Source organism: Cryobacterium lactosi (assembly GCF_004403945.1).
GTDB classification, from domain to species: domain Bacteria; phylum Actinomycetota; class Actinomycetes; order Actinomycetales; family Microbacteriaceae; genus Cryobacterium; species Cryobacterium lactosi.
The window spans coordinates 55,728-80,485 of record NZ_SOHM01000003.1; the positions used below are offsets into that span (position 1 = coordinate 55,728).

The following is a 24,758-nucleotide window of genomic DNA, read 5'->3' on the forward strand; positions in this document are numbered from 1 at the left end:
CAGGATCGGTGATCCGATCTGCTGCCAGGAGGCTCCCATGACCGCTCGCCCCGACCTCTCGACCGAGCCGCGTGCGCACTACGACGTGCTCGTGATCGGCGCCGGCCCGGCCGGCACCGCCGCGGCCCTCCGCGCGGCCGAGCTGGGCGCCGGGGTTGTGGTGGTCGAGGCCGATCGCACCGGCGGCACCTGCGTGAACACCGGCTGCGTGCCCACCCGGGCGCTCGCCAAAGCGGCCCGGTTGATGCGCGAGGTGCGCACGGCCGAAACCTACGGTATCGAGGCCGCCGTGACCCGGTTCGACTGGCGCACCACGGCCGCCCGGGTCACCGAGTCCGTCGATCGGGTACGGGCGATCAAGCGGGAGGCCGAGCGGTTCAGCGACGCCGGGGTCGACCTGGTGCTCGAGGGCCGCGCCCGGTTCGTCGACCCGCACACGGTGCTGCTGGAGAGCGGACGCCGCATCAGCGCCGACAACATCCTGATCTGCGTCGGCGGTCACTCTCGCCGGCTGCCGATCCCCGGAGCCGACCTGGCCACGGTGCCGGAGCACGTGCTGAACCTGCCCGCCCTGCCCGAACGCCTCGCTGTGATCGGCGGCGGCAACACCGGCGCGCAGCTGGTGACGATCTTCAGCTCCTTCGGCTCGCGGGTGACCCTGCTCGATGTGGCGCCGCGGATCCTGATGGCGTCGGACGCCGCCGTCTCTGCGGGCGTGACCACCGCCTTCCGCGAGCAGGGCACCCGGGTGCACACCGGCATCGACACCGTCGAATCGCTCGAGAAGCAGCCGGATGGCTCGATTACCCTCACCTGGCGTGTCGCCGGTGAGCCGGTGGCCGGGCAGTTCGACGCCGTGATCATGGCCACGGGATGGCCGGCGGATGTCGACGACCTGGGCTTGGCCAGCGCCGGCGTGACCACCGAGCGCTCCGCGATCCCCGTCGACCAGTACTTCCGCAGCGAGGTGTCGCACATCTTCGCCGTGGGCGACGCGAACGGCCGGGACATGCTCGTGCAGGCTGCCCAGTTCGAGGGCGAGGCAGCGGCCGAGAACGCGGTGCTCGGCACCAACCGCCGCACCCCGCACCACCTGCTGCCCGCCGGCGGGTTCACCGACCCCGACTACGCCGGGGTGGGGCTCACCGAGGAGCAGGCGCGCGCCAGGGACCCGCTCTGCGTCGTCGCGACGGTGCCGTACGCGAGCCTGGACCGGGCCGTGATCGACGACCGGGAACGCGGCTTCCTGATGCTGATCTCCGACCGGCGCCGGGAACTGATCCTCGGCGCCCACGCGGTGGGCGAGAACGCGATCGAGGTGGTGCAATCGGTGACCACAGCCATCGCCGCCGGCGTGGACGTGGCCACCCTCGCCCACGTGCGGTTCGCCTACCCCACCTACAGCGCCATCATCGGCCTCGCCGCCCGCACCCTCCTGGCCGAGGCCGCCCCCGCCGCCGCCCCGGCCGCTTCCGCTGCCCAGCCCTAACTGTTCCCGCTGCGGACAATTTCGCCCGGTACGCCGGGCGCGATTGTCCGCTCGGGCAACAGTTGCGCGGCCGACGCGGCTGCACGTCCGTGCACGATCCGCCGCCGCCGCGTGCCGCCGAAGTTGACCGGGCGCTCCATCGGTCGCAGACTGATCCCGTGGACAACGTCGAACGTCAAGACCATGAAGATCAGGCCGTGTCGCAGGTCGTCGACAGGCTCGCCGAGAAGTTTCCCGATCGACCTCGGTCACTGATCGAGGACGTCGTCACCGAGGAACGCCACCTGCTTGACGGCAAACCGATCCGCGATTACGTGCCCGTGCTGATCGAACACGGCGCCAAGGCGCGGTTGCGCCAGTCCGCCGCCGGCGCCAACCACTGACCGGCGCCAACGTCAGCCTGGCTCAGCCCTTCTTCTTGGCTTTGGCCTCCGCGGCCAGTTCGGTGATGCGGGCCGCGTGGTCAGGCACCGGCCGGTTGAGTTCCCGCGGCGGCCGTTCGTAGTCCGAGGCCGGCGGCCGATGCGGGATGCGCACCAGCGGCGGCTCCATGTGCTCGTAGGGCACCATCGACAGGAAATGGCTGATCATGTTGAGGCGCGCGGCGCGCTTGTCTTCGCTCTCGACAACCCACCAGGGTGCCTCGGCGATGTCGGTGTGCACGAACATCTCGTCCTTGGCCTTGGAGTAGTCCACCCATTTGGTGATCGAGAGCACGTCGGTCTCGGAGAGCTTCCAGCGTCGCATCGGGTCCTTGAGCCGGGACCTGAAGCGAAGTTCCTGCTCGTGGTCGGACACCGAGAACCAGTACTTGAGCAGGATGATGCCGTCCTCGACCAGCATCCGTTCGAACAACGGCGCCTGGTGCAGAAAACGTCGGTACTCGTCGGGTGTGCAGTAGCCCATCACCTTCTCGACTCCCGCACGGTTGTACCAGGACCGGTCCATCAGCACGATCTCACCAGCGGTGGGCAGGTGTTCGATGTAGCGCTGGAAGTACCACTGACCGCGCTGACGGTCGGTGGGCACCGGCAACGCCACGATCCGGGCGATGCGGGGATTGAGGTACTCGGTGACCCGCTTGATCGCCGATCCCTTGCCCGCGGCATCGCGACCCTCGAAGATCACCACGATCCGGGCGCCGGACTCGCGCACCCACTCCTGCATGGTCACGAGCTCGGCCTGTAATCGGCGAAGCTCGACCTCGTAGAGTTTCTTGTTCATGCGGGGAGTGCCGGTTGCAGCCTTCTTCGCCATGCGCGGTCCTTCCTGGTTCACGTGCGCTCAGCGTACCCGGTGGCGCGGCGGGCGCCGTAGAGTTTTGTGCCGACAGTGCCTAGGCTGGCGCTGACCGAGCCGCCGGGTGTCCGGCCCTCGCCGATGAGTGCAGATGAGCGCCGAAAAGCGCCGATGAGCGGAGACCCCATGAATGACGGAACGGCCGCAGACCCGTGGCAGCTCACGACGGCACCCGGCACCTCGACTTACTCGATGTACCGCGAGGGCGACGAACTCATCTGCCAGGTGGGCGCCACCACGCTGAAGTACCAGGCCAGGGCCATCGACGACCTGCACGCCTGGCTCGTCGAGCAGGGTGACTGGGTGCCGCTCGGTGCCAGCGACGAAAAGAAGCCCGCACCGGAGGGCAGCGTCGAGGCGTGGGGCCGCTCGGCTGACAACCCGGTCGGCGGCTGGTACGGCCTCCGCAACGGCTACCGTGGCCGGTTCGGCATGTACCTGCCGCCGCTGCTCGAGCAGTTGGGCCTGGCCGAGCTCACCCACGAGAAGCGCAACAACTCGATGCGCGCGCTCTGAGTCCGACCCGCGCTCGACCGATACTCCGACCCTGACCGGGCACAGTCCGGCTAGGCTGGCCGAACCGACCGACCGACGAAAGGGGACCCGGATGCGTGCTCGCCTGCTGCTGCCGCCGCTGGCCTCCCCGACCGCCCGCCTGTCGGTGGCACTGGGCCTGAGCCTGGGTGCCGGGTTCGGCCTTGGCGCGCTGATCCTCGGCGGCCGCGGCTTCGGCGAGGTGCTCGCCCTTGCGGCCCTGTTCACCCTGGCCGCCTCGGCGGTGGCCGTCACCGGTGCGGCCCAGCAGGTGCTCGCCATCCTGGTCATGCTGCTCACCGGCGCGCCCACCCCGGTGGCCAGGCCGTACCCCGAGCTGGCCTCCCAGGTCGGCCAAGGCGTTCCGGATGCGCCGGGCAAGCCCCAGCCGCGCGCTCCGGGCCGCGCCCTCCCGGTCGCCTAGGGACCCTTTCTTGCGCGCAGCACCCGCCGGGTGCCCGCAACCCTGTCGCGACCATACGGTTCCCATTTTCCGTATTCCGACCGGGAGTTTCCCTTGAACATCTATGACTTCGGCCCCATCGCGGCCGTGCTTGACGCTGCCTATGCAGTGCTGCACAACCTGACCCTGTTCCTCACACCGTTCGCCGCGGCGAACGCGGCGGCCCTGGCCGTGATCGTGCTCACCCTTCTCCTGCGCCTGGTGCTCATTCCGGTGGGGGTGTCGCAGGCACGGGCACAACAGCAACGACAGCGGCTCGCTCCGCGCCTCACGGAGCTCCGCCGGTTGCACGGCGGCAACGCCGAACGGCTGCAACGCGAGACGGCCGCGCTCTACGCGGCCGAGAATGCCTCGCCCCTGGCCGGCTGCCTGCCGCTCATGGTGCAGGCACCGATCCTCTCGATCGTCTACGGCCTGTTCGTGCTGGGCACCATCAACGGGCACGACAACGCGCTGCTCGCCGGCGGCCTGTTCGGCAGCCCGCTGGGCAGCAGCATCCTCACCGGGTGGGGCGCCGGGCCCACCCCGACGGTGCTCCTGGTCGGCGGGCTGCTGCTCGTCGTACTGCTGGTGGCCCAGCTTCTCAGCCGCCGGCTGATGCTCGCCCAGGGCGCAGCATCCGCCGCATCCGCCGCGTCGACCCCGGGCCCGGCGGTCGTCGCGCCGACGGCGCCCGGTGCGCTCTCGCCCGCCGCGCAAGCCACCATGACCGGCGTGCTCAGCTGGCTGCCGCTGATCAGCGTGGTCTTCGCGGCCTTCGTGCCGCTGGCCGCGGCGATCTACCTCACGGTGAGCGCGGTCTGGGGCGTCACCGAGCGGGCCCTGCTCTGGCGGATTCTGCGCCCCGCCCGCTGAGTCGTCTGCACTAAGAATCCTGGAAGAAATCGGGAGGACCGTAGGAAGGGTCAGAACAAGCCTCTCCAGCAGAATCGAGCACCGATGTCGCTTCGCACGGCACCTTCACCCGTCGCCCGGGTTGTCGCCGACCCGGGCCGCCGCATCCGGTCACGCCGGCGGCTGCGTGCTGCCGACCTGATGGTGGCGCTGTGCTGGTCGTCGGTGGCGATGGCCGTGGCGCTGTATCTGGCCTACGGCGGCCTGGCCCAGGTCACCGACCTCGCCTCCGGCCTCACCGCCGCGGGCATCGTGACCGGGCTGGTCGGCACCGATCTGATCCTGGTGATGCTGGTGCTCGCCGCTCGCCTCCCCGTGATCGACCGGATCGTGGGTCAGGACACGGCGATGGCCTTCCACCGGCGGCTGGGCAAGCCCGCGCTCTACCTGATCCTCGCGCACGGCCTGCTGCTGACCATCGGCTACGCGCTGGCAGATGGGTCGAACGTGGTCACCGAGACCATCGCACTCTTCCAGGGCCCCGACATGGCGCTGGCCTACCTGGGCCTCGGCCTGCTCGTGGCCGTGGTGGTCTCCTCGGTGGTCGCGGTGCGCCGTCGGTTCCCCTACGAGGTCTGGCACGCCATCCACCTGCTCAGCTACGCGGCCGTGCTCGTGGCGCTGCCGCACCAGCTCAGCGCCGGTGCGGTGCTGGCCGAGGGCACCCTGCAGCGTGTCTACTGGATCGCGCTGTACGTGCTCGCGTTCGGCTCGATCGCCGTGTTCCGCTTCCTCGTGCCGATCGTCCGCAGCGCCAGGCACGACATCCGGGTGGCCGCTGTCGAACCGATCGCCCCCGGGGTGGTGTCGTTGCACCTGACCGGGCACCAGCTGGACCGGCTGCAGACACAGGGCGGGCAGTACGCGATCTGGCGGTTCTGGACCGGAGCCACCTGGTGGCACGCCCACCCGATCTCCTTCTCCGCGGTGCCCACCGACCGTTCGGCCCGCATCACCGTGCGTTCCCTGGGCCGAGGCAGCGACGCCCTCGGCCGGGTGCGACCGGGCACCCGGGTCTCGATCGAAGGCCCGTACGGCATCTTCACCGACGAGCACCGCAGCACCTCGAAGGTCAGCGTCGTCGCCGCCGGCATCGGAATCACCCCGGTGCGCTCGATGCTGGAACACGCCGCCCTGCGCCCGGGTGAGGCGACGGTGCTGCTGCGCGCCACCGACGCCACACAGAGCTACCTCTGGAACGAGATCGGTGCCCTGCCGAGCATGCGCGGCAACCCGATCTTCTCCATGATGGGCGCTCGCCCCCGCGGACTCGCCACCTGGATGTCGGCCGAGGCGCTTTCTCGCGGCGTCACCATCACCTCGGTGTTCCCCGACCTGTTGCAGTCCGACCTCTACGTCTGCGGCCCGCAATCCTGGGCCGACCTCGTGATCCGGGACGCCAGGGCCGCCGGGTTGCCCGACAGCCAGATCCACGTAGAAAGGTTCGACTGGTGAGACGCCGCGCGATCGTCCTGAGCATCCTCTCGTCGTCGGCCGTGCTGGCCGCCGGATGGCAGGTGGGTGTGGTGACCCACCCGCAGTCGGTGTCCCAATCGTTGGATGCCGCGGCGCCGGCTACCGGGTCCACCTCCGGCTCGACCACCGGTGGGGCCACCGCGGCGACGCCGACCCCGTCCAGTGCCGCCGCCGCGACCCCGCAGCAGGCGGCCGGTGCCTCGGGCACCTTCACCGGCGCCGCCGCCCAGACCCGGTTCGGCGCCGTGCAGGTGCAGATCACCGTCGCCGACGGCACCATCACCGACGTCGCCGCGTTGCAACTCACCGACCACGACCAGAGGTCGGTGCAGATCAGCAACCGCGCCGCACCGGTGTTGCGGCAGGAGGTGCTGACCGCCCAGTCGGCGAACGTGCAGAACGTCTCCGGGGCCACCTACACCAGCGACGGCTACCTCACCTCGCTGCAGTCCGCCCTCGACCAGGCCGGGCTCTGAGATGACCGTGCACGTGTTCGACACCATGGGCACCACCGTCAGCCTCCGCTTCGCCGGCGCTCTGCCCGGCGCCGCGGTGCTGCACGCCGTCGAGGCCGGTTTCGACGACTACGACCGCCGGTTCAGCCTGTACCGGCCCGATTCGGAACTCTCCCGCGTCGCGCGCGGCGACCTGGCACTGCGCCACGCCTCCGCCGAGCTGCGGGAGCGCTACGCCGACGCGTTGGAGTGGCGCAGCCGCACCGCCGGGGCCTTCACCCCGCACCGCCCCGACGGGGTCATCGACCTCAACGGCATCGTCAAGGCCAGCGCCATGGCGGCCGCGGCCGATCTGCTCGACACAGCCGGCGAAGCCGACTGGCTGCTCAACGTGGGCGGCGACATCCTGGGCCGCGGCACGCTCGCCGGGGCCCCATGGTCGATCGGCATCGCCGACCCCGCCGACCGGGCGGGGCTGCTCGCCACGCTGACGCTTGACGGCGACCGGTGCGCCCTCGCGACCTCAGGCACCGCCGAACGCGGCGAGCACATCTGGCGACGCGGCCCGCAGCCCGCCGGCGGGGCATCCGTCTACCGGCAGGTCACCGTGCGCGCCACCGACATCATCACGGCCGACGTCCTCGCCACCGCGATTCTCGCCGGCGGCCGCGAGCAACTCGACGACGCGACAGCCCGCTTCGCCATCGACGTGCTGACGGTGGCCGCCGACGGCGCCCTGACGGCGACCCCGCGCCTGCAACACGCGCGCGGGCTCTCGCCGGCATGACCGACCCGGGCCGGGTGCACGACACCGATCCCTATACTTCGAACATGGCCGATCGTCCGAGAGTGCTGCTTGTCGAAGACGATGCGCGCCTGGTGCAGATGCTCGACCAGCTGCTGCAGAACGAAGGCTACGACACCGTGATCGCCCGCGACGGCCAGCGTGCCCTGCACGAAGGGCTCACCCAGCCGTTCGACGTGATCGTGCTCGACCGGGGTCTGCCGGTGATGGAGGGCCTCGACGTGCTCACCCGGCTGCGCGGCCGCGGCATCCTCACGCCGGCCCTGGTGCTCTCGGCGCTCGGCAACCCGGCCGACCGGGTGGAGGGGCTGGACCGCGGCGCGGAGGACTACCTGGCCAAACCCTTCGACATCGACGAACTGCTCGCCCGCATCCGGGCGCTGCTGCGCCGGCACACCAGCACCGTGCCGGTCCTGGGGGTTCCTGGCGGATCCCTGGACACCGAGAGCCGCACCGTCACCACGACCGCCGGTGCCGTCGTGACCCTCTCTGACCGCGAGGCCCACCTGCTCGAACGCCTGGCCCGTCGCCCTCAGCAGGTCTTCGAACGCTCCGACCTCCTCGCCAACGTGTTCCCCGACGCCGACGACGTGGGAGTGGTCGACACCTACGTGCACTACCTGCGCAAGAAGCTCGGCCGTGCAGCCATCCACACGGTACGGGGCATCGGCTACCGGCTGGGGACCCTCTCGTGACCGGCGCCCCCGGCCGCAGGCCCGACCGCACATCCGGCCCGCCCGGCCGCAGCGACGACCTGCGCGGCGCTTCGCTCCGGCTGACCCTGCAGTTCACGGCGCTGATGCTCGTGGTGCTCGTCCTTGTAGGCGGCGTGGTCTTCGTCATCGTGCAGGCGAGCGTCGCGGAATCCGTCACCCAGACGCTGAACGCGGCGACCCGCATCGATTCTCCCCAGGACGCACCCGAGGGCACCTACTTGTCGATCGTCGACGAGGGACGGGTGATGTCGTCGCCCGAGATGCCCGCCGGTCTGCTCGACACCGACGCGATGACCACGGTCGCCGCGGGCGGCGGTGACGTTCGCAGCACGCGCGAGGTCGACGGGCAGGAGTACCGGTTGCTCACCACGGCGGTCAGGGACGGCCGGGAAGGTGCCAGGGTTGTGCAGGTCGCCCTCGACCTGCACGAGAGCTCCGAAGAACTCAACCGGCTGTCCGTGGCGCTGCTCGCCGCCGGGGTCGTCGCGTTGGCGTTCTCCGGGGTCGCGGCCTACTGGATGGCCAGGCGGGCGATCCGTCCGCTCGCCGAGGCCCTCGCGCTGCAGCGCCGCTTCGTCGCAGACGCCAGCCACGAACTGCGCACCCCGCTCACTTTGCTGAGCACCCGAGCGCAGTTGCTGCGGCGACGCGACCAGACCGGGGTGCCGCCGGATGTCACCGATGCCGTTGACGAGATCGTGACGGATACCCGCGCGCTCACCGGGATCCTCGAGGACCTCCTGATCGCGGCGGACCCCCGAAGCGTCGCCGACCCCGAACCGGTGGACCTCACCGCGACAGCCGAGCACGCGGTCGACATGCTGCGGGGCGACGCAGCGGCCCGCGGGATCACGCTCGGCCGGGCCGGTGCCGCCGGGCCGGTGGTGGTGCCCGGATCCCCGGCCGCGCTGCTGCGGCTGATCGTGGCCTTGGTGACGAACGCGCTCGACCATGCCAAGGCATCGGTCGTGGTGAGTATCGACGTCGACGGCAGATTCGCCACCGTGCGCGTCGCCGACGACGGCGCCGGCTTCGCCCCGGAGATGGTGGGTACCGCCTTCGAACGTTTCAACAGCGGCCGGGCCGCGGCGACCGAGCCGGGCGGCACCCGGCACTACGGTCTGGGCCTGGCGATCGTGGCCGAGATCACCCGGCGCCACGGCGGCACCGTCGCCATCGAGTCATCCGGCCCCGCCGGCGCCGCGGTCGTGGCCCGCTTGCCGCTAGCCCGCTAGCCGGTTGTGCGGGTGAGGTTCCCGCCCGCAAGTCGCGAGCGGCGCGCCTCCCGCGAGATGACAGTTGAGGCCAGTTGGGCTGGCGTGGACTGGCCTCAAGTGTCCTTTCGCGGAGTGAGCCTGCGGCGAGATGGCAGTTGGGGCCAGTTGGGCTGCCGTGGAGTGGCCACAAGTGTCCTTTCGCGCAACGCGTCGGCTCGTGGGGATGACACACCCGCGTGATGGGGCACGCACAGACGGCAGGCGCCCCCAGTGCCGGGGGCGCCTGCCGCAGTCTGCGAGGCTCGGGTCAGGCGACGCTGCTGGCGTGCGCCTTCGTGCCGGAGACGCTCGCGCCGGGCTGGCTCTTCGAGCACAGCACGACGAGGATCACGGCGACACCGACGGCAATGTGCGGCAGCCAGGCGTTCGGCGCCTCATCGGCAAAGCCGAACAGGAACGGCGACGCAATCAGGAAGACCGAGGCGAGAATGTCGAAGACGAGGTGCACCGGCATGCCGATGACCTTGATCAGGCCCAGCTCGTAGCGGGTGAACAGGCTGTAGAGGATCAGGCCGACGCCGAGGACGCGGGGGATGATGACGGCGGCGCCGCCGACCTCTTCGAACATGAAGATGGTCGGGGCGAGGATGAGGGCGACCGCGACGACGTAGTCGAGAACCGCGTGGACCTTGGTGGGAATGAAACGCATGACGAACTCCTGGTGTTTGACCGGAGGCCGGATCGCCTCACGACACTGATTCGCTGCCCTCGCCCGGATGGATTGGTCGCGCACCGGGATCGCCGGCTCAGCAGCGCTCGTACACGTAGTCGGCCGTGCCCACCACGGCGAGGTCCCGGTCGCGCAGGATCATCGACCGTGGTCGGTCGGGAACCGCGCAGGCCGCGGCGAAGTCCTCGCGCAGGTCGTCGGCGTACTCGATAGCCAGCACCCGGTCGCCGTAGGCCGCCCGGTAGAGCCCGCACTCCTGCCAGCGGTCACACTCCTCGGCCACGGCGAAGTCGAACAGGTCGGAGAGCGGCCCGGCGAGTTCGGCGGCGTTCTTCTGGCCGATCGCCAGGCCGTCCTCGTGCGCGCCGGCGACCAGGATGCGGGCGAACGCAACATTGTCCTCGGCCGTGAGCAGGCCGGCCGACCGGGTGAACGAGTCGAGGTTGTCGATCTCCACGGCGTCGAAGCCGGCCGTCGCGCAGGCCGTCACCTGAGGGAGCAACTGAGCGGCCAGGGCGGTGCGCGTGCTCGCGCTGCCGGTGTCGAACAACAGCTCGTCCGGCCAGTTCTCGTCGCGCACTGGCACGCCGCCGTCGGTGAGGATCAGCTCGGGGGACTCCTCGAGCATCCGCTCCGAGTCGGCCGGCTGGGTTTGGAAACCGTTCAGGTAACACACCGAGTAGAGGCCGTCGGCGGGCTCGTCGGTGCTGTCGCGCACCACGATATCCACCCCGGCGGGCGGGTCGTAGGCGCCGCCGAGCTGGTAGTCGAGGCCGCCGCCGACCGGGGGCGGCACCGGGCCGGACGCGCTCGCCGAGCCGGCCGCGCAGCCGGTCAGTGCCAGGCCCACCAGTACCCCGAGAACACAAAAACGCCGCCGGACGGCAACCGACAGGCTGCTCATCCGGCGACGCTTCACTGTGATGAACTACAAAGGTGGTGAACTAGGCGACTTCGGCGACGCTGGCGTTCAGCACGTCGTCGAGGGTGACGAAGGCCTCTTCCTCGGTGGACTTCTGCGCGAGCGCGAGCTCGGACACGAGAACCTGGCGGGCCTTGATGAGCATCCGCTTCTCGCCGGCGGAGACGCCGGAGATGCGGTCGCGGCGCCACAGGTCGCGAACGACCTCGCTGACGCGGTAAACGCTGCCGCTGCCCATCTTCTCGGTGTTGGCCTTGTAGCGACGCGACCAGTTGCTGGGCTCTTCCTCGACATCGCTGCGAAGCACGTCGAAGACGGCCTCGACACCGGCGGCGTCGATGACGTCGCGCACACCGACGAGCTCGGCGTTGTCGATGGGCAGGTTGATGGCCAGGTCACTCTGGTGCACGGTGAGCGTGATGTAACGCTTCTCGACGCCCTTGATCGTGCGGGTCTCGACTGCGGTGATGGTTGCCGCGCCGTGGTGGGGATAGACGACGGTCTCGCCGACTTCGAAAATCATCTGATGCAGCCTCATAATTCGTTGAGCGTGGTTGACGTATCACCCGGACGACGGCGCGGGGCGCCGGTCGTGCTCCGCCGCAGTGCTGCGACAGCCGATTCGACGCACCCAGGGCAACTCACTGGATACAGCACGACTGAAAATGGCACAGCGGTTCGTTAAGGGTATTCAGAGAGTGTATCATTCCCGCCTCGCTGGCCCTATTCGGGTTGGTCGCGCCCTTCGGGCTGCTCCTCCCGCTGCTCGTGGTGTTCCTCGAGGGTCGACACGCGCTGCACGATCCACGACGAGAGCGTGGCCGTGAGCACGCCCAGCACCGCCACACCGCCCAGCATCAGGCCGGAGGCGATGCTGCGCCCGCGCAGGGTGACCGGCGTGAAATCCCCGTAGCCGACGGTGGTGATGGTCACGGCCGCCCACCACAGCGAGTCGCCGAACGAAGTGATGTTGGCGTCCGGAGAGGCCCGTTCGGCCTCGAGCACCGCGAGGGCGGCGATGTAGGTGACCAGGATGGCCGCGCCCGCGAGGTAGACCAGCACCCGGGCCCGGAAGGCCGTGCCCGCGGACTGCTGGAAGAGCTTGCTGCGCGCCACGACCCGCAGCAGGCGCAGTGGGCGCAGCAGCGGCAGCAACACGAAGATCAGGTTCACCGGATGGTGCAGCATCCACTGCCACGGATGCGTGGCGAGGATGATCTCCACGACGTAGCTCACCGGGAAGAGCGCCCAGCTGATGACGATGACCATCCGCAGTACGTCGGCGGTGGCGACATCGACCGACGCGATCACCGTCACCGAATAGGCGACCAGGAAGAGAATGGCGGCGATCGTGAGAGGCCAGTCGGCAGCCTGCTGCCACCGGGCCTGGCGCGGCCCGCCCCAGCGGTCCGTGCGGATCTCGGTCGCCGTCATGGGGGCATCCTGCCACCGGCCGGGGGCGCCGCCAATGGCGACCGGCTAGGCCGACCGTGCCGCGATCAGGGCCCGGGTGAGCCGTTCGACCAGGTCGTACGGCACCGGGCGGTTCAGTGGAAACCGCACGGTGTCCTTCTCAGCGCGAAACGGCGCGAGTTCGGTTTCGAGCTCCGCGTGCTGCCGGCCGATCGCGTACAGGGCGACGTGTCGCTTCCAGCCGGCGAAATAGATGAGCCGGCGGCCGTCGAGCGCCACGGTGGGCATCCCGTAGCTGATGGTCTCGGTGGCGCCGGGCGCGGCCGCGAGAATGGCGGCGCGGATGCCCGCCAGCACCGGCTGCGCCTCCACCGGAAAGGTCGCGATGTACGCCTGCACGCTCTCGGGTTGCTCGGCCATGAGGTCAGTGTGGCAGCCGTGGCGCAGACCGGGCAAGGGTGCGGGCCAGGCCGGGGCACGGCCGGGACGGATCGGCCGGATGGTGGCAGGATGTGCGCACCAATGAGGGGAGTCCCGTGGCACAGGCGCGGCGTGACGATGACCCCTACGAGCGCGCCCTGACCGACGCGGACTTCCTGATCGCCGTGAGGGCGGCGCACCGGGGCCGGTGGCCGGTGCTCGACGCGCTCTGGTGGTGGTCGCATCCGGCCGAGACCGCCCCGAGCGGCAGCCCGTCGCCCGCGGCCCGGTTGAGCGCCCTGCAACGACGGCTGTTCGGCGCGGATGGCGACGCGGCCGGCGACGGCGCCGTGGCTCAGGCTGCTCGCGAATTGGACACCGAGATCGCGGCCGAGCGGGCGGCGATCGGCGCGGCCCTCGCCGCAGCGGGGGAGGCCCCTGCTGACACCCGGGCGACGGCGCCAAGGATCGGACCGCCGCCGCTGACTCCCGGCGCAGACCCCGCCGACGTCGGCGGTGACGACGCGGCCGGGCCCGCCGACCCCGACGAGGCAGCCGACCTGTCGTCCGACAGCCCGACCGGCAATCCCGCCCCACCGCGGCGCCGGGTGCTGCTGGGCGCCGGACTGGCCGGGGCGCTGGTGGTGGGCGCCCTCGTGGGCAGTCAGGTCACGGCCGCGAACCGGCCGGGCGGCCAGTCACCGCCGGCCACGGCGAGCAGTACCGGATCGGCCACCCCGTCGGCCGTGCCGGTGATCGCCGCGCAGGTGTTCGCGCGTGTGCAGACCGGCCAGGACATCCCGCGGGTGCCGCTGCCCGCGGCATACGACCCGGCCTCGTTCAGGTATCTGGGCGCGGCGGGGTGGCGGGACTCCGACGCCAACGGGGTGACGGACTCGCCGTACTACGCGGCCAGGGGCGCGGAGAACATGGTCTGTCTCGTGGTGGTTCCGGAGGGCGCCGGCTACCTGACCACCTGCACCCCCGAGGATGACTTCCCCTCGACCGGCCTGCGGCTGTCCTGGGAGAGCACCGACTTCCTGCCCATGGAACAGGACGGCCAGGCGATGGTGATGGACATCACGGTGGCGTGGTTGAGCGACTCGACGATTGAGACGCGGGGCTCTGGGCGGTCGCTGATTCCCTGAGCCGGGAGCCTGTGTCAGGCTGGGGAGAACAATGATGGGGGTTTCATTGGCCGAGAACCTGTACGACGATCCGTACGACCTGGCGTTGACCGACCCGCTGTTCCTGGCCGCGGCCGCCGCGGCGCATACCGGCCGGTGGAGCCTGCTCGATGCGCTCTGGTGGGAGTGGCATCCGGAGGAGCCGGCCCCGAGCGGCAGCCCGTCGCCCATCTTCCGGCTGCGGGCGCTGCAACGTCGGGTCTTCGCGGCGGATGGCGACGCCGCCGGCGACCACGACGTGGCCCAGGAGGTGCGGGAGCTCGAGGCCGAGATCGCCGCCGAACGGGCGGCCATCACGGAGACGATCGTGGCCGCGCGCGCCGACCTCGAGCGCCGCACGGCCGTGCGGCCGCACCTCGACCCGGCGCTCGGCGACCCAGACGGCACCCAGGACGGCAGTACGGCCGACGACCCCGGCATCCGCCCGGCCGATGCGGAGGATGCCGCCGGGAGTTCGGCGGTTCGGCCGACCCGCCGCCGGCTCCTGCCGGCGCTGATCCTCGTTGCGGCCCTGATCGCGGCCGCCGTCCTCGGCGGGCTTCTGGGCAACCGGCTCACGGTCACGGGCCTCGGCGCCGAGTCCCCGCCACCCTCCGCCGGCGCCACGATCGACCCACTCGCCAACCCGGCGGCGCTGTTCGCAAATGCCCAACTCCCGAAGGACATCCCGGCGGTGGCGGTGTCTGCCATCTTCGAGCCGGACTCCTTCCGCTATCTCGGCTCGGCCGGCTGGCCGGAAGACGCGAATCTGGCCGGTCCTTCGCCCTTCTACGCGGCCCGGGCGGTCGGCAACCTGCTCTGCCTCGTGGCCGTGCCCGAGGGCAGCGGCTTCCTGTCCACCTGCGCGGTCGAGTCCGCGTACCCGGCGGCCGGGCTGCGCCTGTATTGGGAGAGCGCCGACTTCGTGGCGGACATGGGGCCGGACTTCTTCGTGGAGGAGGGGGTCGGTGACATGATCGGCGATGTCTCCGTGATCTGGGGCCGCACCGGTGAGGTATCCACGCAGTTGACGCTCCGCTCGCCGACCGTACCCTGATCACGGGCGCCGGCCCGGCGAACCGCGCGGGCGGCCGCGTTGGTGTGTCAGGCTGTGCCCAGCGGCGAGGGGGGCTTCGATGAATCGACAGCATGACGACCTGTACGAACGGGCGCTGAGAGATCCCGACTTCCTCGAGACCGTGCGCACCGAGCACGCCGGGAGCTGGGACGTTTTCGACGCGCTGTGGTGGGCGGCGCATCCGCTCGACGCGTCACCGAGCGGCGCGGCCGCACCCCTCGCCCAGGTGCAGGCGCTGCAACGCCGGGTGTTCGCCGCCGACGCCGATGCCGCCGGCGATCACGACGTGCACGGTGAGCTGCAGAGGCTCCAGGCCGAGGTCACCCGGGAGACCGGCGCGATCGACGCGGCCGTGCTCGCCGCGCACACGGTCGCCGGTGCGGCGCTCGCCGTGAACCTCGACGCCGCCGGCGCAGACGACGCGGATGCCGGCGAGCCGGCGGATGCCACCGGGGTGGGGTCCGACACCGGGCTCGACGCCCCGGCACCGGCCGGCACCGGCCGGCACCGGGCGCCGCCGGGTTCTGCTCGCCGCCGGCCTCACCGCCGCGGTGCTGCTGGGCGCCCTCGGCGGCAGCCAGCTGTCCTCCACCACCCTGCTCGGCGCCGCCCCGGCGCCATCGGCCACCGCCTCGGCCGCCGGCACACCACCACCGATCGCCCTGACGATCTTCCAGCGCGAGCAGATGCCCGAAGACGTGCCAGCGGTGCCCCTCCCCGCCGAGTTCGACACGACGACCGTGCGGGCGCTGGGCTCGATGGGTGCGGTCGACGCGGACCCCGCCTGGACCACTTATTACTACACCGCGCGCACGACCTCGACCATGGTCTGCCTGATCGTGCTGCCGCCGGCCGCGAGTTACCTGTCCACCTGCACCCTGGAGCAGGACTTCCCGTCGACGGGGTTGCGACTGTACTGGCAGGCGCAGGGGATCTTCGCCGACACCGGCGCGGCGACCGGCCCGGTCAACACCTTCCTCACCTGGCGTCCGGACGGGAGCGTCGAGGTGGGCGCGGTGGGTGCGGCCGGCTGAGCGGGTTACAGCCCCTGTTCCACCATGTTGATCACCCGGGCGATCAGGGTCTGTTTCACCGGATCCGGAAGGGCCCGCAACGGTCCGTCGATGAACAGCTCCGCCAGCCCGTGCACGGCCGACCAGGCCAGGAACTCCGCTGCCGGCCGGCGCTCGGCCGCCAACAGCCCCTGCGCCACCAGGTCGTCGAGCGCGACGGTGAGCAGCTGGAACGGAGTGAGACCGCTGTCGCCGGCGCGCGCCGAACTGGTGGCGCTGTCCAGATCGGACGACGCCGAGAACGCGGTCTGGAACTGGCCGGGTTGCTCCAGGGCGAACCGCAGGTACCCGGTGCCCACCGCGCGAAAACGCAGCCGGGCCGCTTCGGCCGCATCCGTCGACCGGATGCCTGCCTGGTCGGCCTCGATCGCCCGGGCCACCAGGGCCTGGCAGCTCGAGCACACGGCGTCCAGCAGCGCCTGCCGGTCGGCGAAGTGCCGGTAGGCGGCGGAGGGGGCCACTCCGGCGCGTCGGGTGGCCTCCCGCAGCACGACGGCGGCCGGCCCGCCCTCCTGGGCGAGGTCGACGCCGGCGTCGATGAGGGCTCGGCGCAGGTCGCCGTGCCGGTACGAAGTTCGCGCCGGAGAATCGCCGAGACCCGTTGTCATCTCGCATCCGTTTCGTTACGATAAAAGCTCACATGTGTACGATGTACACATACCAGCATACCCATCCGATTCGGCAGGGGCATGGCATGACGATTATCGAAGCCTCCGGGCTCACCAAGACCTACAAATCCAAGACCGGTCCGGTACATGCTCTCGCCGGACTCGACCTCACCGTGCCGCGCGGCACCGTCAAGGCGATCCTGGGGCCCAACGGCGCCGGCAAGACCACCGTGGTCAAGATCCTGACCACCCTCATCCGGCCCGACGCCGGCACCGCGATCGTGGACGGCATCAATGTGCTCGATGACCCCAAGGCGGTGCGCAGCATCATCGGGGTGTCCGGCCAGTACGCGGCCGTCGACGAGAACCTCACCGGCTTCGAGAACCTCGAGATGGTCGGCAGGCTCTACCACCTCGGCGGCGCGGCCTCCCGGCGTCGGGCGCAGGAGCTCATCGACCTGTTCGAACTCACCGCGGCCGGCAACCGGCCGGTGAAGGGGTTCTCCGGCGGCATGCGCCGCCGTATCGACCTGGCCGGCGCGCTGGTGTTCAATCCCAAGATCCTCTTCCTGGACGAACCGACCACGGGGCTCGACCCACGCAGCCGGATGGCGCTGTGGGGCGTGATCAACAAGCTCGTCGACGACGGCACCACCGTGCTGCTCACCACGCAGTACCTCGAAGAGGCCGACCAGCTGGCCGACAGCATCGCGGTCATCGATGACGGCCGAGTGATCGCCGAGGGCACCTCCGACGAGCTCAAGGCGCAGATCGGCGGCCACCGGGTGGTGATCGCCCTGGTCGACGCGGCCGACGGCGCCGCCGCCCGCGAGGTGTTGGCCCGGTACGGTGCGGGGGAGCCGCAGGTCTCCAGCGACGGCCGCGGCGTCGATGTGGCCGTCACCGACGGCCCGCCGGCACTGCAGCACGTACTCGCCGACCTGCGTTCGGCCGGAATCGAACTCCACGACGCCGGCATGCGCCGGCCCACCCTCGATGACGTATTCCTCAAGCTCACCGGGCACAAGGCCGACAAGGCAGCGACCGACAACGAAGACGAGAAGATGGAGAAGGTGAAATGACCGCCACCGCCACCCGTCCGGCCCCGACCCAGCCCACCTGGAACCCGCTGTCCCTGTGGTACTCCGACGGCTGGACCACGACCAAGCGCAACCTCATCAAGATCAAGCGCACGCCGGACATGCTGGTCTTCGCCGTCATCCAGCCGATCATGTTCGTGCTGCTGTTCAGCCAGGTCTACGCCGGCGCGATCGCGGTGCAGGGCACCGACTACGTGCAGTTCCTGATGGCGGGCATCTTCGCCCAGACCGTGGTGTTCGGCTCCACGTTCTCCGGCGCCGCCATGGCGCAGGACCTCAAAGACGGCATCATCGACAGGTTCCGCAGCCTGCCGATGAGTTCCTCGGCTGTGCTGATCGGCCGCACCAACGGCGACCTGGTGCTCAACACCATCTCGATGATCATCATGATGTGCACGGGGTTCCTGGTGGGCTGGCGGGTGAACTCGTCGATGGGGGAGTTCTTCGCCGGCGTCGGCCTGCTGCTGCTGTTCAGCTACGCGTTCAGCTGGGTGATGGCCCTGCTGGGCATGAGCGTGCGTTCGCCAGAGGTGATCAACAATGCGTCGTTCATCATCCTGTTCCCGATCACGTTCATCTCCAACGCGTTCGTACCGATCGAGACCCTGCCAGACCCCTTGCGCATCTTCGCCGAACTCAACCCGGTGTCCGCGCTGGTGCAGGCCGCCCGCGAATTGTTCGGCAACGAGGGCAGTGCGCCGGTGCCGGATGTCTGGACGCTGCAGAACCCTGTGGCCACCGTGCTGATCGGGGTCGTTGTGCTCCTCGTGGTGTTCGTGCCATTGTGCATCCGTAAGTTCGCCCAGATCAGCTCCCGCTGACCTGAAGACCCCCGCCTGACCAGAAGGAGCGGACATGCCCACCATCGACCCGGAGTACCTGCACGGTTTCAGCGGATTCGCGGTGCCCGACATCGAGGCGGCCCGCACTTTCTACGGCGACGTGCTCGGCCTCGACGTGGCGGACGGCGGCATGGGCCTGCTGCGTCTAACCCTGCCGGGCGGCGCCGAGGTGATCATCTACCCCAAGCCCGACCACCAGCCGGCCACTTTCACCATCCTCAACCTCGCCGTTGCCGACATCAACCAGTCCGTCGATGTGCTCGCCGAACGCGGCGTGGAGTTCCTCCGCTACGACGGGTTCGATCAGGACGAGCGTGGCATCGCGAACGGAGACCCGCGGATCGCCTGGTTCACCGACCCGGCCGGCAACATCCTGTCAGTTCTGCAGAACTGACCCGGTGGTGCTTGATGCGCAGACGGCTGCCATGACGCGAGAGGCCTGGTGCGGTGAAGGTGTCTGAGATTGTCGACGGGCCCGACGCCGTCGCCGCTCCCTACGACGTGAAGCGCGAGTTGCGGGCGCTGTACGCCCCGAAGAACCGGGACTGGGAGACGCTGACGGTGCCGCCGCAACGGTTCCTCGCGGTCGACGGGCACGGCGACCCGAACACGTCCCCGGCCTATACCGAGGCCGTGGAGGCGCTCTACGCGGTGGCGTACACGGTGAAGTTCGCGTCCAAGCGGAACGGGCGCGACCTGGTGGTGGGGCCGCTTGAGGGGCTCTGGTACGCGGACGACGCATCCGTTTTCAGCGCCAGGGATAAGGACGCCTGGAACTGGACCATGCTGATCAGCCAGCCCGACTGGGTGAGTGATGCGCAGATCGGCGAGGCCATCGTGGCGGCGCGTGCCAAGGCGGCCGCCAAGAAGAAGGCCATGCCCGCGCTCGATCTGGTGCGGATCGAGGGGCTCGATGAAGGGCTCTGCGTGCAGGTACTGCACGTGGGCTCCTACGACGACGAGGCACCCGCGCTGGCCCGCCTGCACGGTGAGGTGTTGCCTGCGGCGGGCCTTCGCGAGCGGGGTCGGCACCACGAGGTCTACCTCGGCGACCCGCGCCGGGTCGCCCCGGAGAAACTCAAGACCGTGGTGCGCCAGCCCGTCTCGCCCGCCTGACCCCGGCGCCGGAATCCGCGAGTTGCCCACCTGCGGACCAGTTGCCCCGGTGCGCCGGGGCAACTCGTCCGGATCGGAGCAACTCGGGGGCGTGCTCCGGGCGGGCGGATGCCGTGGGTCGGGTCAGCGACCGCCGCGGCGCTTTCCGGCCTGGGGGCTGGGGGAGTTGCGGGTGCGGCCGGCACTCTGGGTCTTGCGGGCGGTGGCCGGCTTCGCGGCGGCCGCGGCGGCGCGCACGGCCTTGGCGGCGGCCTTGGCCTTCGCGGTCTTCTTTTCCTTCTTCACCGGCTCGTCGGTGGGCAGCGCCGCGTTCTTCCGGGAGCTGTCGGGGGTGCGGCCGCGCACGATGCCGATGAACTCCTCCACGTCGGGGGTGGTGTCCACGGTGCGCCAGGCCAACGCGATGCGGCTCTCGGCGGTGTCCTCCACAGGCTTGGAAACGACATCCTTGCGACTGTGCAGGCGGGCCACCGAGTGCGGCAGGATGACGATGCCCACCCCTGCGGCGACCAGCTCCATGGTCTCGTCCATGTCGCGCATCGGCGGCAGCGGGCGGCGGCTGCCGTTGCGCACCTCGGCGGCGGCGTCGCGCCACTCGGGGACCTCGTCGGGGTCCTGCAGCAGGTGCTCGTCGACCAGGTCGGCCACGACCACGCTGTCGGCGTCGGCCAGGAAGTGGTCCTTGGCGACGACCACGACGGGGATCTCGTTGTAGAGGTTGATCAGGCTCAGGCCCTCGACATTGATGGGCAGGCGCACCAGGCTCACGTCGGCGCGGCCGTCGCGCAGCACGACCTCCTGGTCGGCGATGGCGGTGCGGAAGACCTCGAGCTCGACCTCAGGGCGGCGGTCGGCCCAGATCCGGGTCCACTTGGTGGGGGTGACCCCGGCGACGAAGGCAATGGAAAAGGTCACCGGCATCCTCTCGTTTAACGTGTGTCAGTGTGTGGGTGGCGGCTGCGGTGGGCCCGCGAGCGGCCGTTTTGGCGGCGTCCGGGCGCAGGACACCGAAACCATAGTGCTCTCAGGCTATACGCTGGAACTATGAGCGAGAAGAAGCCCCAGACCATGAAGCCGGCCACGGCTGCCCAGAAGCTCGGGATTCTGCTCGAAGCAGCACCCGAGGAGTTCCAGTCCAGCCCGGTGTCACGCACCGAGTTGGCCGCCCTCGAGGCGAACCCGCCGGAGTGGCTCACCGAGCTGCGCGCCAACGGCCCGCACCCCAAGCAGGTCGTCGCCGCCAAGCTCGGCGTCTCGATCTCGGGCCTGGCCCGCGGTGAAGTGACCGAGCCGCTCACCAGCGCCGAGATCCTCGCCCTGCTGCAGCAGCCGCCGGCCTGGCTCGTCACCGAGCGCGCCACCCAGTTCGAGGTGCGCGAGGAGCAGATCCGCGTCAAGGACCGCGACGCCGAGAAGGCCCGCAAGAAGGCGCACGCCGAACGCTTCGCCGCCCAGAACGAGAAGGCCGCCCAGAAGCGCTCCTAGCTCGCCGTTTTCATCGAGTTGCCCCGCCCCGGACGAGTTGCTCCGTTGGGACGGGGCAATTCGTCCGTTCGGGGGCAGCTCGGCGTCGGGGCATCCGCGCCCGGGAGAGCCGGTCAGGCGGTCTAGGCGGTCTGCGCGGTCGGTGCCGCGTACTGCTCGCGCAGGAACGTGACGATCTCGCCGAGTTCGGCCTGCGAGATGGAGTGGCCGAGCCCCTCGTAGATGCGCTCGGTGAGCGTGGAGCGCCCCGGCAGCCACGCCTGGGTGCGGGCGACCGCCGCCTCGGGGATAACCGGGTCGAGGGTGCCGCGGCCCCAGAACACCGGCGGCTTGAGTTCGGCGAGCCGTGCGTCGCCCGGATGCGTTCCGCTGGCGATGAACCCGGACAACTGCACCGCGAACGCGAACCGTTCCGGCGCGTGCCGCATCAGCTGCAGCGTCATGGCGCCGCCCTGCGAGAAACCCAGCAGGCCGATCGAGGTGGGTTGCTCCGGCAGGGCGTCGAGCCACTCGATAATGCCGAGGGCGGCCGCGTCGAGGGCGTCGCCCACGGGCTCGCCGGGCACGCCGATGGGAAACCAGGACCAGCCCTGACCGACCGGCAGCGGTGCGCGCAGCGCCGCGATCGTCGGTTGCAGCGGCAGATGCGGGGCGAGCGAGAACAGGTCGCCCTCGGTGGAGCCGTAGCCGTGCAACACGAGCAGCAGCGGGCGTCCCTCCCGGTCGGCGGCTGCGGCCGACCAGAGCACGGCGGCCGGGTCGATCGGCTCGGGGCGGATGCTGTCGGCCATCTATTCGATCCTCACACTCAGTCGCGCGTCTTGAACGTCTCCCATCCTTCCACGCCCCCTCCCGCCGATTCCGCGAACTGTGAGTTAAGCACTGAAAACGCGCCGGGAGAGGTGCTTTTCTCACAGGTCGCGGGGTGCTCGTAGTCGCTGGTGGTGCATCCGTCGCCCGGGTGGGTGAGAATGAACTATGAGCGTGCGCACCCCTGACCCCGACCCGGACTGGACGAATGGCGGGGATGACGCGCCGCCGCCCAGCAGCAATCCCGGCTGGCTGAGCGATGTCGAGCTCGCCGAGATCCGCCAGCGGCTGCCGCTGCTGTACGTCGAGGCGGTGCCGGTGCGCGTGGATGGCCTGGGCCAGGTCGTCGAGGTCGGCGTGCTGCTGCGCGCCACCCCGGAGGGCAAGATGACCCGCACCCTGGTCTCCGGCCGGGTGCTCTACGGCGAGACCCTGCGCGACGCTCTGTTCCGTCACCTGGAGAAGGACCTCGGTCCGATGGCGTTCCCGCAGCTGCCGCCCAGCCCGGTGCCATACTCCGTCGCCGAGTACTTCCCGATGCCCGGCATCACCGCGTTCACGGATGACCGCCAGCACGCCGTCTCGCTGGCCTACGTCGTGCCCGTCACCGGCACCTGCGATCCCCGCCAGGATGCCCTCGAACTCACCTGGATGACCCCGGAGGAGGCCGCCACCGACGCGGTCTCGGCCGAGATGGAAGGCGGCCGCGGCGGCCTGCTGCGCATGGCCCTGGCCTCGGTCGGCGCCCTGCGCTAAGCCCCGCGCCCATCCGCGAACTGTGACTTAAGCACCTTCGTGCGCAGTTTTTCGGTGCTTTTCTCTCAGTTCGCGGGGGTGGACAGGCCGAGGGTGTCGAGGAACAGGCGTGCGAATCGTGGGGCGTCCACGTCGAGAGCCACCTCCACGACCTCCCAGGTGCCGGCGGTGCCGTGCAGGATGTCTTCGCCCACCCGGCGGCGCTGGTCCACGATGGTCTGGCCGCGGCCGTACCCGGTGAGTTCCACCCGCACGGGCAACAGCCGGGTGGTCAGCGCATCCGGGTCGACGAGGGCGCACAGCGCCCCGGCGTCGCCGATCAGCCCGGTGTATTCGGCCGCACTGTTCTCGCTGCGGGCCACCCGGTTGGCCAGCAGCGCGCCCACCACCCGGCCATAGGCGGAGTCGCCGGCCTCGAGCGCGGCCGCGAGTTCGCGCTCGACGAGCACCTGGTTGAAGACATCCAGCCCGTACATGAACGTGGGGATGCCCGCATCGAGCACGATCGCCGCCGCCTCTGGGTCATGCCAGACATTGAACTCGGCCACGGCGGTGGCGTTGCCCACACTGGCCGAGCCTCCCATGAACACGATCCGTTCGATCTTCTCGGCCAGATCCGGGTACTGGCGCAGCAGCAGCGCCAGGTTGGTCTGCGGGGCCAGGGCCACCAGGGTCACCGGGCGGGGGCTGTCGGTGATCAGCTGGCGCATCAGCTCGACGGCGTTCACCGGTACCGGGGTGCGGTCGCCCGACGGCAGGTGCACGGTGCCCAGGCCGCCCTCGCCGTGCACGTGCGACGCGGTGCGGGCGGGCGAGATCAGCGGGCGGCGCGCACCGGCGGCCACGGGGATGTCGGGCGCTCCGGCGACGTCGAGGATCCGCAGGGTGTTCTCCACGACCCGCTCCAGCGACGCGTTGCCGGCCACGCAGCTGATGCCGAGCACCTCGATGTCTGGGTGGGCGACGGCGAACAGGATGGCGAGGGCGTCATCGACGCCGGTGTCGACGTCGAGGATGACGGGAATCGTGGGCATCCCCAAAGTTTATGGGACCGGGTGCGCGTCGCTGCAGGGCCAGGACGCAGAAGCCCGACCCCGCTGGGTGGCGGGATCGGGCTCTCGGCCGGCTTGAGGCCGGGTGGCTCGGTGGCGTTACCGCTCCAGGCGCACCTCGCGGAACGGTTCGCCGAGCACCTCTTCGGTGCGCTCCTGGCCGTCGGGCAGATAACCGTTGCGGGTGTAGAAACGGTGCGCGCGGGGATTGTCCGCGGCGACCCATAGGTAGGTGGGACCCGGGTCGACAACGGCATCGAACAGGGCCTGGCCGATGCCACTGCCCTGATGGGCCTGCAGCAGGTAGATGAAGTAGAGCTCGTGCTCGGTGGGCTTGCCGGCGTCGCGGCCGGGACCGCTGCCGGCGAAACCGACGATCTCGCCGTCAAGCTCGGCCACCACATGGCGGTAGCCGGGGCCCTGCACCGAGAAACGGCGCCACATTTGGGCGAGGCGCTCCGGGTGCAGCTGCGACAGTGCAGCCCGGCTCAGGATGTGGTCATAGGATTCGTGCCAGCAAGCCGCGTGGACGCGGCCCAGGCTGTCGGCATCCGTCTCAGTGACGGGCCGAACAACAACGGTGGTGTTCATACTTCGACCCTAACCCCGGCCACCGACCCCGACGGACCACCTGCCGGTGCTGTCGGATGTGTGCCGCCGGTAATGCGGGACGGATGCCGGTTGGCCGCAGCGCGGGCCAGAGGGGCCGTGGTTCGGAGTTAGGCGGGGTACGCGCCGCTCTGCGCCTGGCGCGCCACCCGCGTAGCGGCGCGTGCCCCGCCTACCGGCGCCTACCCCGCACGCCCCGGCCGCACGCCCCCGCCGCGTGCCCCGGCCGC

31 protein-coding genes are annotated in these 24,758 nt (G+C 70.4%); 19 read left to right on the plus strand and 12 right to left on the minus strand.

Features of this window, described 5'->3' with window-relative positions; translation table 11 throughout:
* Positions 1 to 37: 37 nt before the first annotated feature.
* Together E3T61_RS01475 and E3T61_RS01480 are read left to right on the plus strand one after the other, a co-directional pair.
* Positions 38 to 1,489 carry a dihydrolipoyl dehydrogenase family protein gene (locus tag E3T61_RS01475; RefSeq protein ID WP_134639156.1) on the plus strand — a complete coding sequence of 484 codons (1,452 nt, stop codon included), beginning with the start codon at positions 38 to 40 and terminating at the stop codon, positions 1,487 to 1,489.
* A 158-nt stretch (positions 1,490 to 1,647) separates the two neighbouring features.
* A complete protein-coding gene (locus tag E3T61_RS01480; protein ID WP_134639157.1) occupies positions 1,648 to 1,872 on the plus strand; it encodes a three-helix bundle dimerization domain-containing protein in 225 nt (74 codons plus the stop codon).
* Positions 1,873 to 1,894: 22 nt separating this feature from the next.
* Here E3T61_RS01480 and ppk2 read toward each other — a convergent pair whose 3' ends face one another.
* Positions 1,895 to 2,746, minus strand: coding sequence for a polyphosphate kinase 2 (ppk2, locus tag E3T61_RS01485; protein ID WP_134639158.1), 852 nt, complete (start codon positions 2,744 to 2,746; stop codon positions 1,895 to 1,897).
* Positions 2,747 to 2,914: 168 nt separating this feature from the next.
* Between ppk2 and E3T61_RS01490 the strand changes: the two genes are divergently transcribed.
* From E3T61_RS01490 to E3T61_RS01525, 8 genes are all read left to right on the plus strand, one after another.
* On the plus strand, positions 2,915 to 3,304 hold the full coding sequence (locus tag E3T61_RS01490; protein WP_134639159.1) for a DUF6855 family protein: 390 nt from the start codon (positions 2,915 to 2,917) through the stop codon (positions 3,302 to 3,304).
* Between the two features lie 91 nt (positions 3,305 to 3,395).
* Positions 3,396 to 3,746: a DUF6412 domain-containing protein gene (locus E3T61_RS01495; RefSeq protein ID WP_134639160.1), complete on the plus strand. Its 351-nt coding sequence runs from the start codon at positions 3,396 to 3,398 to the stop codon at positions 3,744 to 3,746.
* A gap of 93 nt (positions 3,747 to 3,839) precedes the next feature.
* Positions 3,840 to 4,640, plus strand: a complete 801-nt coding sequence (gene yidC / locus E3T61_RS01500; RefSeq protein ID WP_134639161.1) for a membrane protein insertase YidC — start codon at positions 3,840 to 3,842, stop codon at positions 4,638 to 4,640.
* 84 nt (positions 4,641 to 4,724) lie between these two features.
* Positions 4,725 to 6,134 (plus strand): ferredoxin reductase family protein, encoded by a 1,410-nt coding sequence (locus E3T61_RS01505; RefSeq protein WP_134639162.1) that lies wholly within the window; start codon positions 4,725 to 4,727, stop codon positions 6,132 to 6,134.
* Positions 6,131 to 6,631 carry an FMN-binding protein gene (locus E3T61_RS01510; RefSeq protein ID WP_134639163.1) on the plus strand — a complete coding sequence of 167 codons (501 nt, stop codon included), beginning with the start codon at positions 6,131 to 6,133 and terminating at the stop codon, positions 6,629 to 6,631. Before E3T61_RS01505 ends, E3T61_RS01510 begins: the two co-directional genes overlap by 4 nt.
* Position 6,632: 1 nt before the next feature.
* On the plus strand, positions 6,633 to 7,397 hold the full coding sequence (locus E3T61_RS01515) for an FAD:protein FMN transferase (protein WP_241992337.1): 765 nt from the start codon (positions 6,633 to 6,635) through the stop codon (positions 7,395 to 7,397).
* 44 nt (positions 7,398 to 7,441) lie between these two features.
* Entirely contained in the window at positions 7,442 to 8,110 is a 669-nt protein-coding gene (locus E3T61_RS01520; RefSeq protein WP_174776968.1) for a response regulator transcription factor, read from the plus strand.
* Positions 8,107 to 9,366, plus strand: a complete 1,260-nt coding sequence (locus E3T61_RS01525; RefSeq protein WP_134639164.1) for a sensor histidine kinase — start codon at positions 8,107 to 8,109, stop codon at positions 9,364 to 9,366. The genes E3T61_RS01520 and E3T61_RS01525 overlap by 4 nt, the downstream gene beginning before the upstream one ends.
* 289 nt (positions 9,367 to 9,655) lie before the next feature.
* Here E3T61_RS01525 and E3T61_RS01530 read toward each other — a convergent pair whose 3' ends face one another.
* The 5 genes from E3T61_RS01530 to E3T61_RS01550 all read right to left on the minus strand — a co-directional run bounded on the left by E3T61_RS01530 (position 9,656) and on the right by E3T61_RS01550 (position 12,833).
* The gene (locus E3T61_RS01530) at positions 9,656 to 10,057 is read right to left on the minus strand and encodes an SPW repeat domain-containing protein (RefSeq protein ID WP_134639165.1); all 402 of its coding nucleotides are present in this window, start codon (positions 10,055 to 10,057) and stop codon (positions 9,656 to 9,658) included.
* 97 nt (positions 10,058 to 10,154) lie between these two features.
* Positions 10,155 to 10,982, minus strand: a complete 828-nt coding sequence (locus tag E3T61_RS01535) for an endo alpha-1,4 polygalactosaminidase (protein WP_134639166.1) — start codon at positions 10,980 to 10,982, stop codon at positions 10,155 to 10,157.
* 40 nt (positions 10,983 to 11,022) lie between these two features.
* A complete protein-coding gene (locus tag E3T61_RS01540; protein WP_066597804.1) occupies positions 11,023 to 11,523 on the minus strand; it encodes a CarD family transcriptional regulator in 501 nt (166 codons plus the stop codon).
* Positions 11,524 to 11,723: 200 nt separating this feature from the next.
* Positions 11,724 to 12,434 carry a potassium channel family protein gene (locus E3T61_RS01545; RefSeq protein WP_134639167.1) on the minus strand — a complete coding sequence of 237 codons (711 nt, stop codon included), beginning with the start codon at positions 12,432 to 12,434 and terminating at the stop codon, positions 11,724 to 11,726.
* 45 nt (positions 12,435 to 12,479) lie between these two features.
* On the minus strand, positions 12,480 to 12,833 hold the full coding sequence (locus tag E3T61_RS01550) for an iron chaperone (protein WP_134639168.1): 354 nt from the start codon (positions 12,831 to 12,833) through the stop codon (positions 12,480 to 12,482).
* A 116-nt stretch (positions 12,834 to 12,949) separates the two neighbouring features.
* Here E3T61_RS01550 and E3T61_RS01555 point away from each other — a divergent pair, with 116 nt between their 5' ends.
* Both E3T61_RS01555 and E3T61_RS01560 read left to right on the plus strand, forming a co-directional pair.
* Positions 12,950 to 13,981, plus strand: a complete 1,032-nt coding sequence (locus tag E3T61_RS01555; RefSeq protein ID WP_134639169.1) for a hypothetical protein — start codon at positions 12,950 to 12,952, stop codon at positions 13,979 to 13,981.
* Between the two features lie 34 nt (positions 13,982 to 14,015).
* A complete protein-coding gene (locus E3T61_RS01560; protein ID WP_134639170.1) occupies positions 14,016 to 15,056 on the plus strand; it encodes a hypothetical protein in 1,041 nt (346 codons plus the stop codon).
* Positions 15,057 to 15,270: 214 nt separating this feature from the next.
* Here the strand turns inward: E3T61_RS01560 and E3T61_RS21805 are convergent, their stop codons facing one another.
* Entirely contained in the window at positions 15,271 to 15,444 is a 174-nt protein-coding gene (locus tag E3T61_RS21805) for a hypothetical protein (RefSeq protein ID WP_166793114.1), read from the minus strand.
* Positions 15,445 to 15,502: 58 nt separating this feature from the next.
* Here E3T61_RS21805 and E3T61_RS01565 point away from each other — a divergent pair, with 58 nt between their 5' ends.
* Complete coding sequence (locus tag E3T61_RS01565) at positions 15,503 to 16,111, plus strand: hypothetical protein (protein ID WP_134639171.1); 609 nt, start codon at positions 15,503 to 15,505, stop codon at positions 16,109 to 16,111.
* 5 nt (positions 16,112 to 16,116) lie between these two features.
* Here E3T61_RS01565 and E3T61_RS01570 read toward each other — a convergent pair whose 3' ends face one another.
* Positions 16,117 to 16,758: a TetR/AcrR family transcriptional regulator gene (locus E3T61_RS01570; RefSeq protein ID WP_134639172.1), complete on the minus strand. Its 642-nt coding sequence runs from the start codon at positions 16,756 to 16,758 to the stop codon at positions 16,117 to 16,119.
* 86 nt (positions 16,759 to 16,844) lie between these two features.
* Here E3T61_RS01570 and E3T61_RS01575 point away from each other — a divergent pair, with 86 nt between their 5' ends.
* Genes E3T61_RS01575 through E3T61_RS01590 form a run of 4 tightly spaced genes read left to right on the plus strand, consistent with a single transcriptional unit; the run spans position 16,845 to position 19,816 of the window.
* Positions 16,845 to 17,840 carry an ATP-binding cassette domain-containing protein gene (locus E3T61_RS01575; RefSeq protein ID WP_134639173.1) on the plus strand — a complete coding sequence of 332 codons (996 nt, stop codon included), beginning with the start codon at positions 16,845 to 16,847 and terminating at the stop codon, positions 17,838 to 17,840.
* Complete coding sequence (locus E3T61_RS01580; RefSeq protein WP_134639174.1) at positions 17,837 to 18,679, plus strand: ABC transporter permease; 843 nt, start codon at positions 17,837 to 17,839, stop codon at positions 18,677 to 18,679. Before E3T61_RS01575 ends, E3T61_RS01580 begins: the two co-directional genes overlap by 4 nt.
* Positions 18,680 to 18,713: 34 nt before the next feature.
* On the plus strand, positions 18,714 to 19,094 hold the full coding sequence (locus E3T61_RS01585; RefSeq protein ID WP_134639175.1) for a VOC family protein: 381 nt from the start codon (positions 18,714 to 18,716) through the stop codon (positions 19,092 to 19,094).
* Positions 19,095 to 19,153: 59 nt separating this feature from the next.
* On the plus strand, positions 19,154 to 19,816 hold the full coding sequence (locus E3T61_RS01590; protein WP_241992338.1) for a GyrI-like domain-containing protein: 663 nt from the start codon (positions 19,154 to 19,156) through the stop codon (positions 19,814 to 19,816).
* Positions 19,817 to 19,939: 123 nt separating this feature from the next.
* On the opposite strand, the gene E3T61_RS01595 is transcribed toward E3T61_RS01590, so the two are convergent.
* Positions 19,940 to 20,737, minus strand: coding sequence for a LysR family substrate-binding domain-containing protein (locus tag E3T61_RS01595; RefSeq protein ID WP_134639176.1), 798 nt, complete (start codon positions 20,735 to 20,737; stop codon positions 19,940 to 19,942).
* Positions 20,738 to 20,860: 123 nt separating this feature from the next.
* On the opposite strand from E3T61_RS01595, the gene E3T61_RS01600 reads away from it, so the two are divergent.
* Complete coding sequence (locus E3T61_RS01600; protein WP_134639177.1) at positions 20,861 to 21,301, plus strand: DUF5997 family protein; 441 nt, start codon at positions 20,861 to 20,863, stop codon at positions 21,299 to 21,301.
* A gap of 122 nt (positions 21,302 to 21,423) precedes the next feature.
* Here E3T61_RS01600 and E3T61_RS01605 read toward each other — a convergent pair whose 3' ends face one another.
* Complete coding sequence (locus E3T61_RS01605; protein WP_134639178.1) at positions 21,424 to 22,092, minus strand: alpha/beta hydrolase; 669 nt, start codon at positions 22,090 to 22,092, stop codon at positions 21,424 to 21,426.
* 187 nt (positions 22,093 to 22,279) lie between these two features.
* Here E3T61_RS01605 and E3T61_RS01610 point away from each other — a divergent pair, with 187 nt between their 5' ends.
* Positions 22,280 to 22,867, plus strand: coding sequence for an NUDIX hydrolase family protein (locus E3T61_RS01610; RefSeq protein ID WP_134639179.1), 588 nt, complete (start codon positions 22,280 to 22,282; stop codon positions 22,865 to 22,867).
* A 65-nt stretch (positions 22,868 to 22,932) separates the two neighbouring features.
* Here the strand turns inward: E3T61_RS01610 and E3T61_RS01615 are convergent, their stop codons facing one another.
* Together E3T61_RS01615 and E3T61_RS01620 are read right to left on the minus strand one after the other, a co-directional pair.
* Complete coding sequence (locus E3T61_RS01615; protein WP_134639180.1) at positions 22,933 to 23,901, minus strand: nucleoside hydrolase; 969 nt, start codon at positions 23,899 to 23,901, stop codon at positions 22,933 to 22,935.
* Positions 23,902 to 24,018: 117 nt separating this feature from the next.
* On the minus strand, positions 24,019 to 24,510 hold the full coding sequence (locus E3T61_RS01620) for a GNAT family N-acetyltransferase (RefSeq protein WP_134639181.1): 492 nt from the start codon (positions 24,508 to 24,510) through the stop codon (positions 24,019 to 24,021).
* Positions 24,511 to 24,758: the final 248 nt, after the last annotated feature.

Excerpts from the sequence above, each read along its gene's own strand:
- E3T61_RS01475 (WP_134639156.1), top strand. The coding sequence starts at position 38 with ATGACCGCTCGCCCCGACCTCTCGACCGAGCCGCGTGCGCACTACGAC.
- ppk2 (WP_134639158.1), bottom strand. The coding sequence starts at position 2,746 with ATGGCGAAGAAGGCTGCAACCGGCACTCCCCGCATGAACAAGAAACTC.
- E3T61_RS01490 (WP_134639159.1), top strand. The coding sequence starts at position 2,915 with ATGAATGACGGAACGGCCGCAGACCCGTGGCAGCTCACGACGGCACCC.
- E3T61_RS01495 (WP_134639160.1), top strand. The coding sequence starts at position 3,396 with ATGCGTGCTCGCCTGCTGCTGCCGCCGCTGGCCTCCCCGACCGCCCGC.
- E3T61_RS01505 (WP_134639162.1), top strand. The coding sequence starts at position 4,725 with ATGTCGCTTCGCACGGCACCTTCACCCGTCGCCCGGGTTGTCGCCGAC.
- E3T61_RS01515 (WP_241992337.1), top strand. The coding sequence starts at position 6,633 with ATGACCGTGCACGTGTTCGACACCATGGGCACCACCGTCAGCCTCCGC.
- E3T61_RS01520 (WP_174776968.1), top strand. The coding sequence starts at position 7,442 with ATGGCCGATCGTCCGAGAGTGCTGCTTGTCGAAGACGATGCGCGCCTG.
- E3T61_RS01530 (WP_134639165.1), bottom strand. The coding sequence starts at position 10,057 with ATGCGTTTCATTCCCACCAAGGTCCACGCGGTTCTCGACTACGTCGTC.
- E3T61_RS01535 (WP_134639166.1), bottom strand. The coding sequence starts at position 10,982 with ATGAGCAGCCTGTCGGTTGCCGTCCGGCGGCGTTTTTGTGTTCTCGGG.
- E3T61_RS01540 (WP_066597804.1), bottom strand. The coding sequence starts at position 11,523 with ATGATTTTCGAAGTCGGCGAGACCGTCGTCTATCCCCACCACGGCGCG.
- E3T61_RS01545 (WP_134639167.1), bottom strand. The coding sequence starts at position 12,434 with ATGACGGCGACCGAGATCCGCACGGACCGCTGGGGCGGGCCGCGCCAG.
- E3T61_RS01550 (WP_134639168.1), bottom strand. The coding sequence starts at position 12,833 with ATGGCCGAGCAACCCGAGAGCGTGCAGGCGTACATCGCGACCTTTCCG.
- E3T61_RS01560 (WP_134639170.1), top strand. The coding sequence starts at position 14,016 with ATGGGGGTTTCATTGGCCGAGAACCTGTACGACGATCCGTACGACCTG.
- E3T61_RS01565 (WP_134639171.1), top strand. The coding sequence starts at position 15,503 with ATGCCGGCGAGCCGGCGGATGCCACCGGGGTGGGGTCCGACACCGGGC.
- E3T61_RS01570 (WP_134639172.1), bottom strand. The coding sequence starts at position 16,758 with ATGACAACGGGTCTCGGCGATTCTCCGGCGCGAACTTCGTACCGGCAC.
- E3T61_RS01575 (WP_134639173.1), top strand. The coding sequence starts at position 16,845 with ATGACGATTATCGAAGCCTCCGGGCTCACCAAGACCTACAAATCCAAG.
- E3T61_RS01580 (WP_134639174.1), top strand. The coding sequence starts at position 17,837 with ATGACCGCCACCGCCACCCGTCCGGCCCCGACCCAGCCCACCTGGAAC.
- E3T61_RS01585 (WP_134639175.1), top strand. The coding sequence starts at position 18,714 with ATGCCCACCATCGACCCGGAGTACCTGCACGGTTTCAGCGGATTCGCG.
- E3T61_RS01595 (WP_134639176.1), bottom strand. The coding sequence starts at position 20,737 with ATGCCGGTGACCTTTTCCATTGCCTTCGTCGCCGGGGTCACCCCCACC.
- E3T61_RS01600 (WP_134639177.1), top strand. The coding sequence starts at position 20,861 with ATGAGCGAGAAGAAGCCCCAGACCATGAAGCCGGCCACGGCTGCCCAG.
- E3T61_RS01605 (WP_134639178.1), bottom strand. The coding sequence starts at position 22,092 with ATGGCCGACAGCATCCGCCCCGAGCCGATCGACCCGGCCGCCGTGCTC.
- E3T61_RS01610 (WP_134639179.1), top strand. The coding sequence starts at position 22,280 with ATGAGCGTGCGCACCCCTGACCCCGACCCGGACTGGACGAATGGCGGG.
- E3T61_RS01615 (WP_134639180.1), bottom strand. The coding sequence starts at position 23,901 with ATGCCCACGATTCCCGTCATCCTCGACGTCGACACCGGCGTCGATGAC.
- E3T61_RS01620 (WP_134639181.1), bottom strand. The coding sequence starts at position 24,510 with ATGAACACCACCGTTGTTGTTCGGCCCGTCACTGAGACGGATGCCGAC.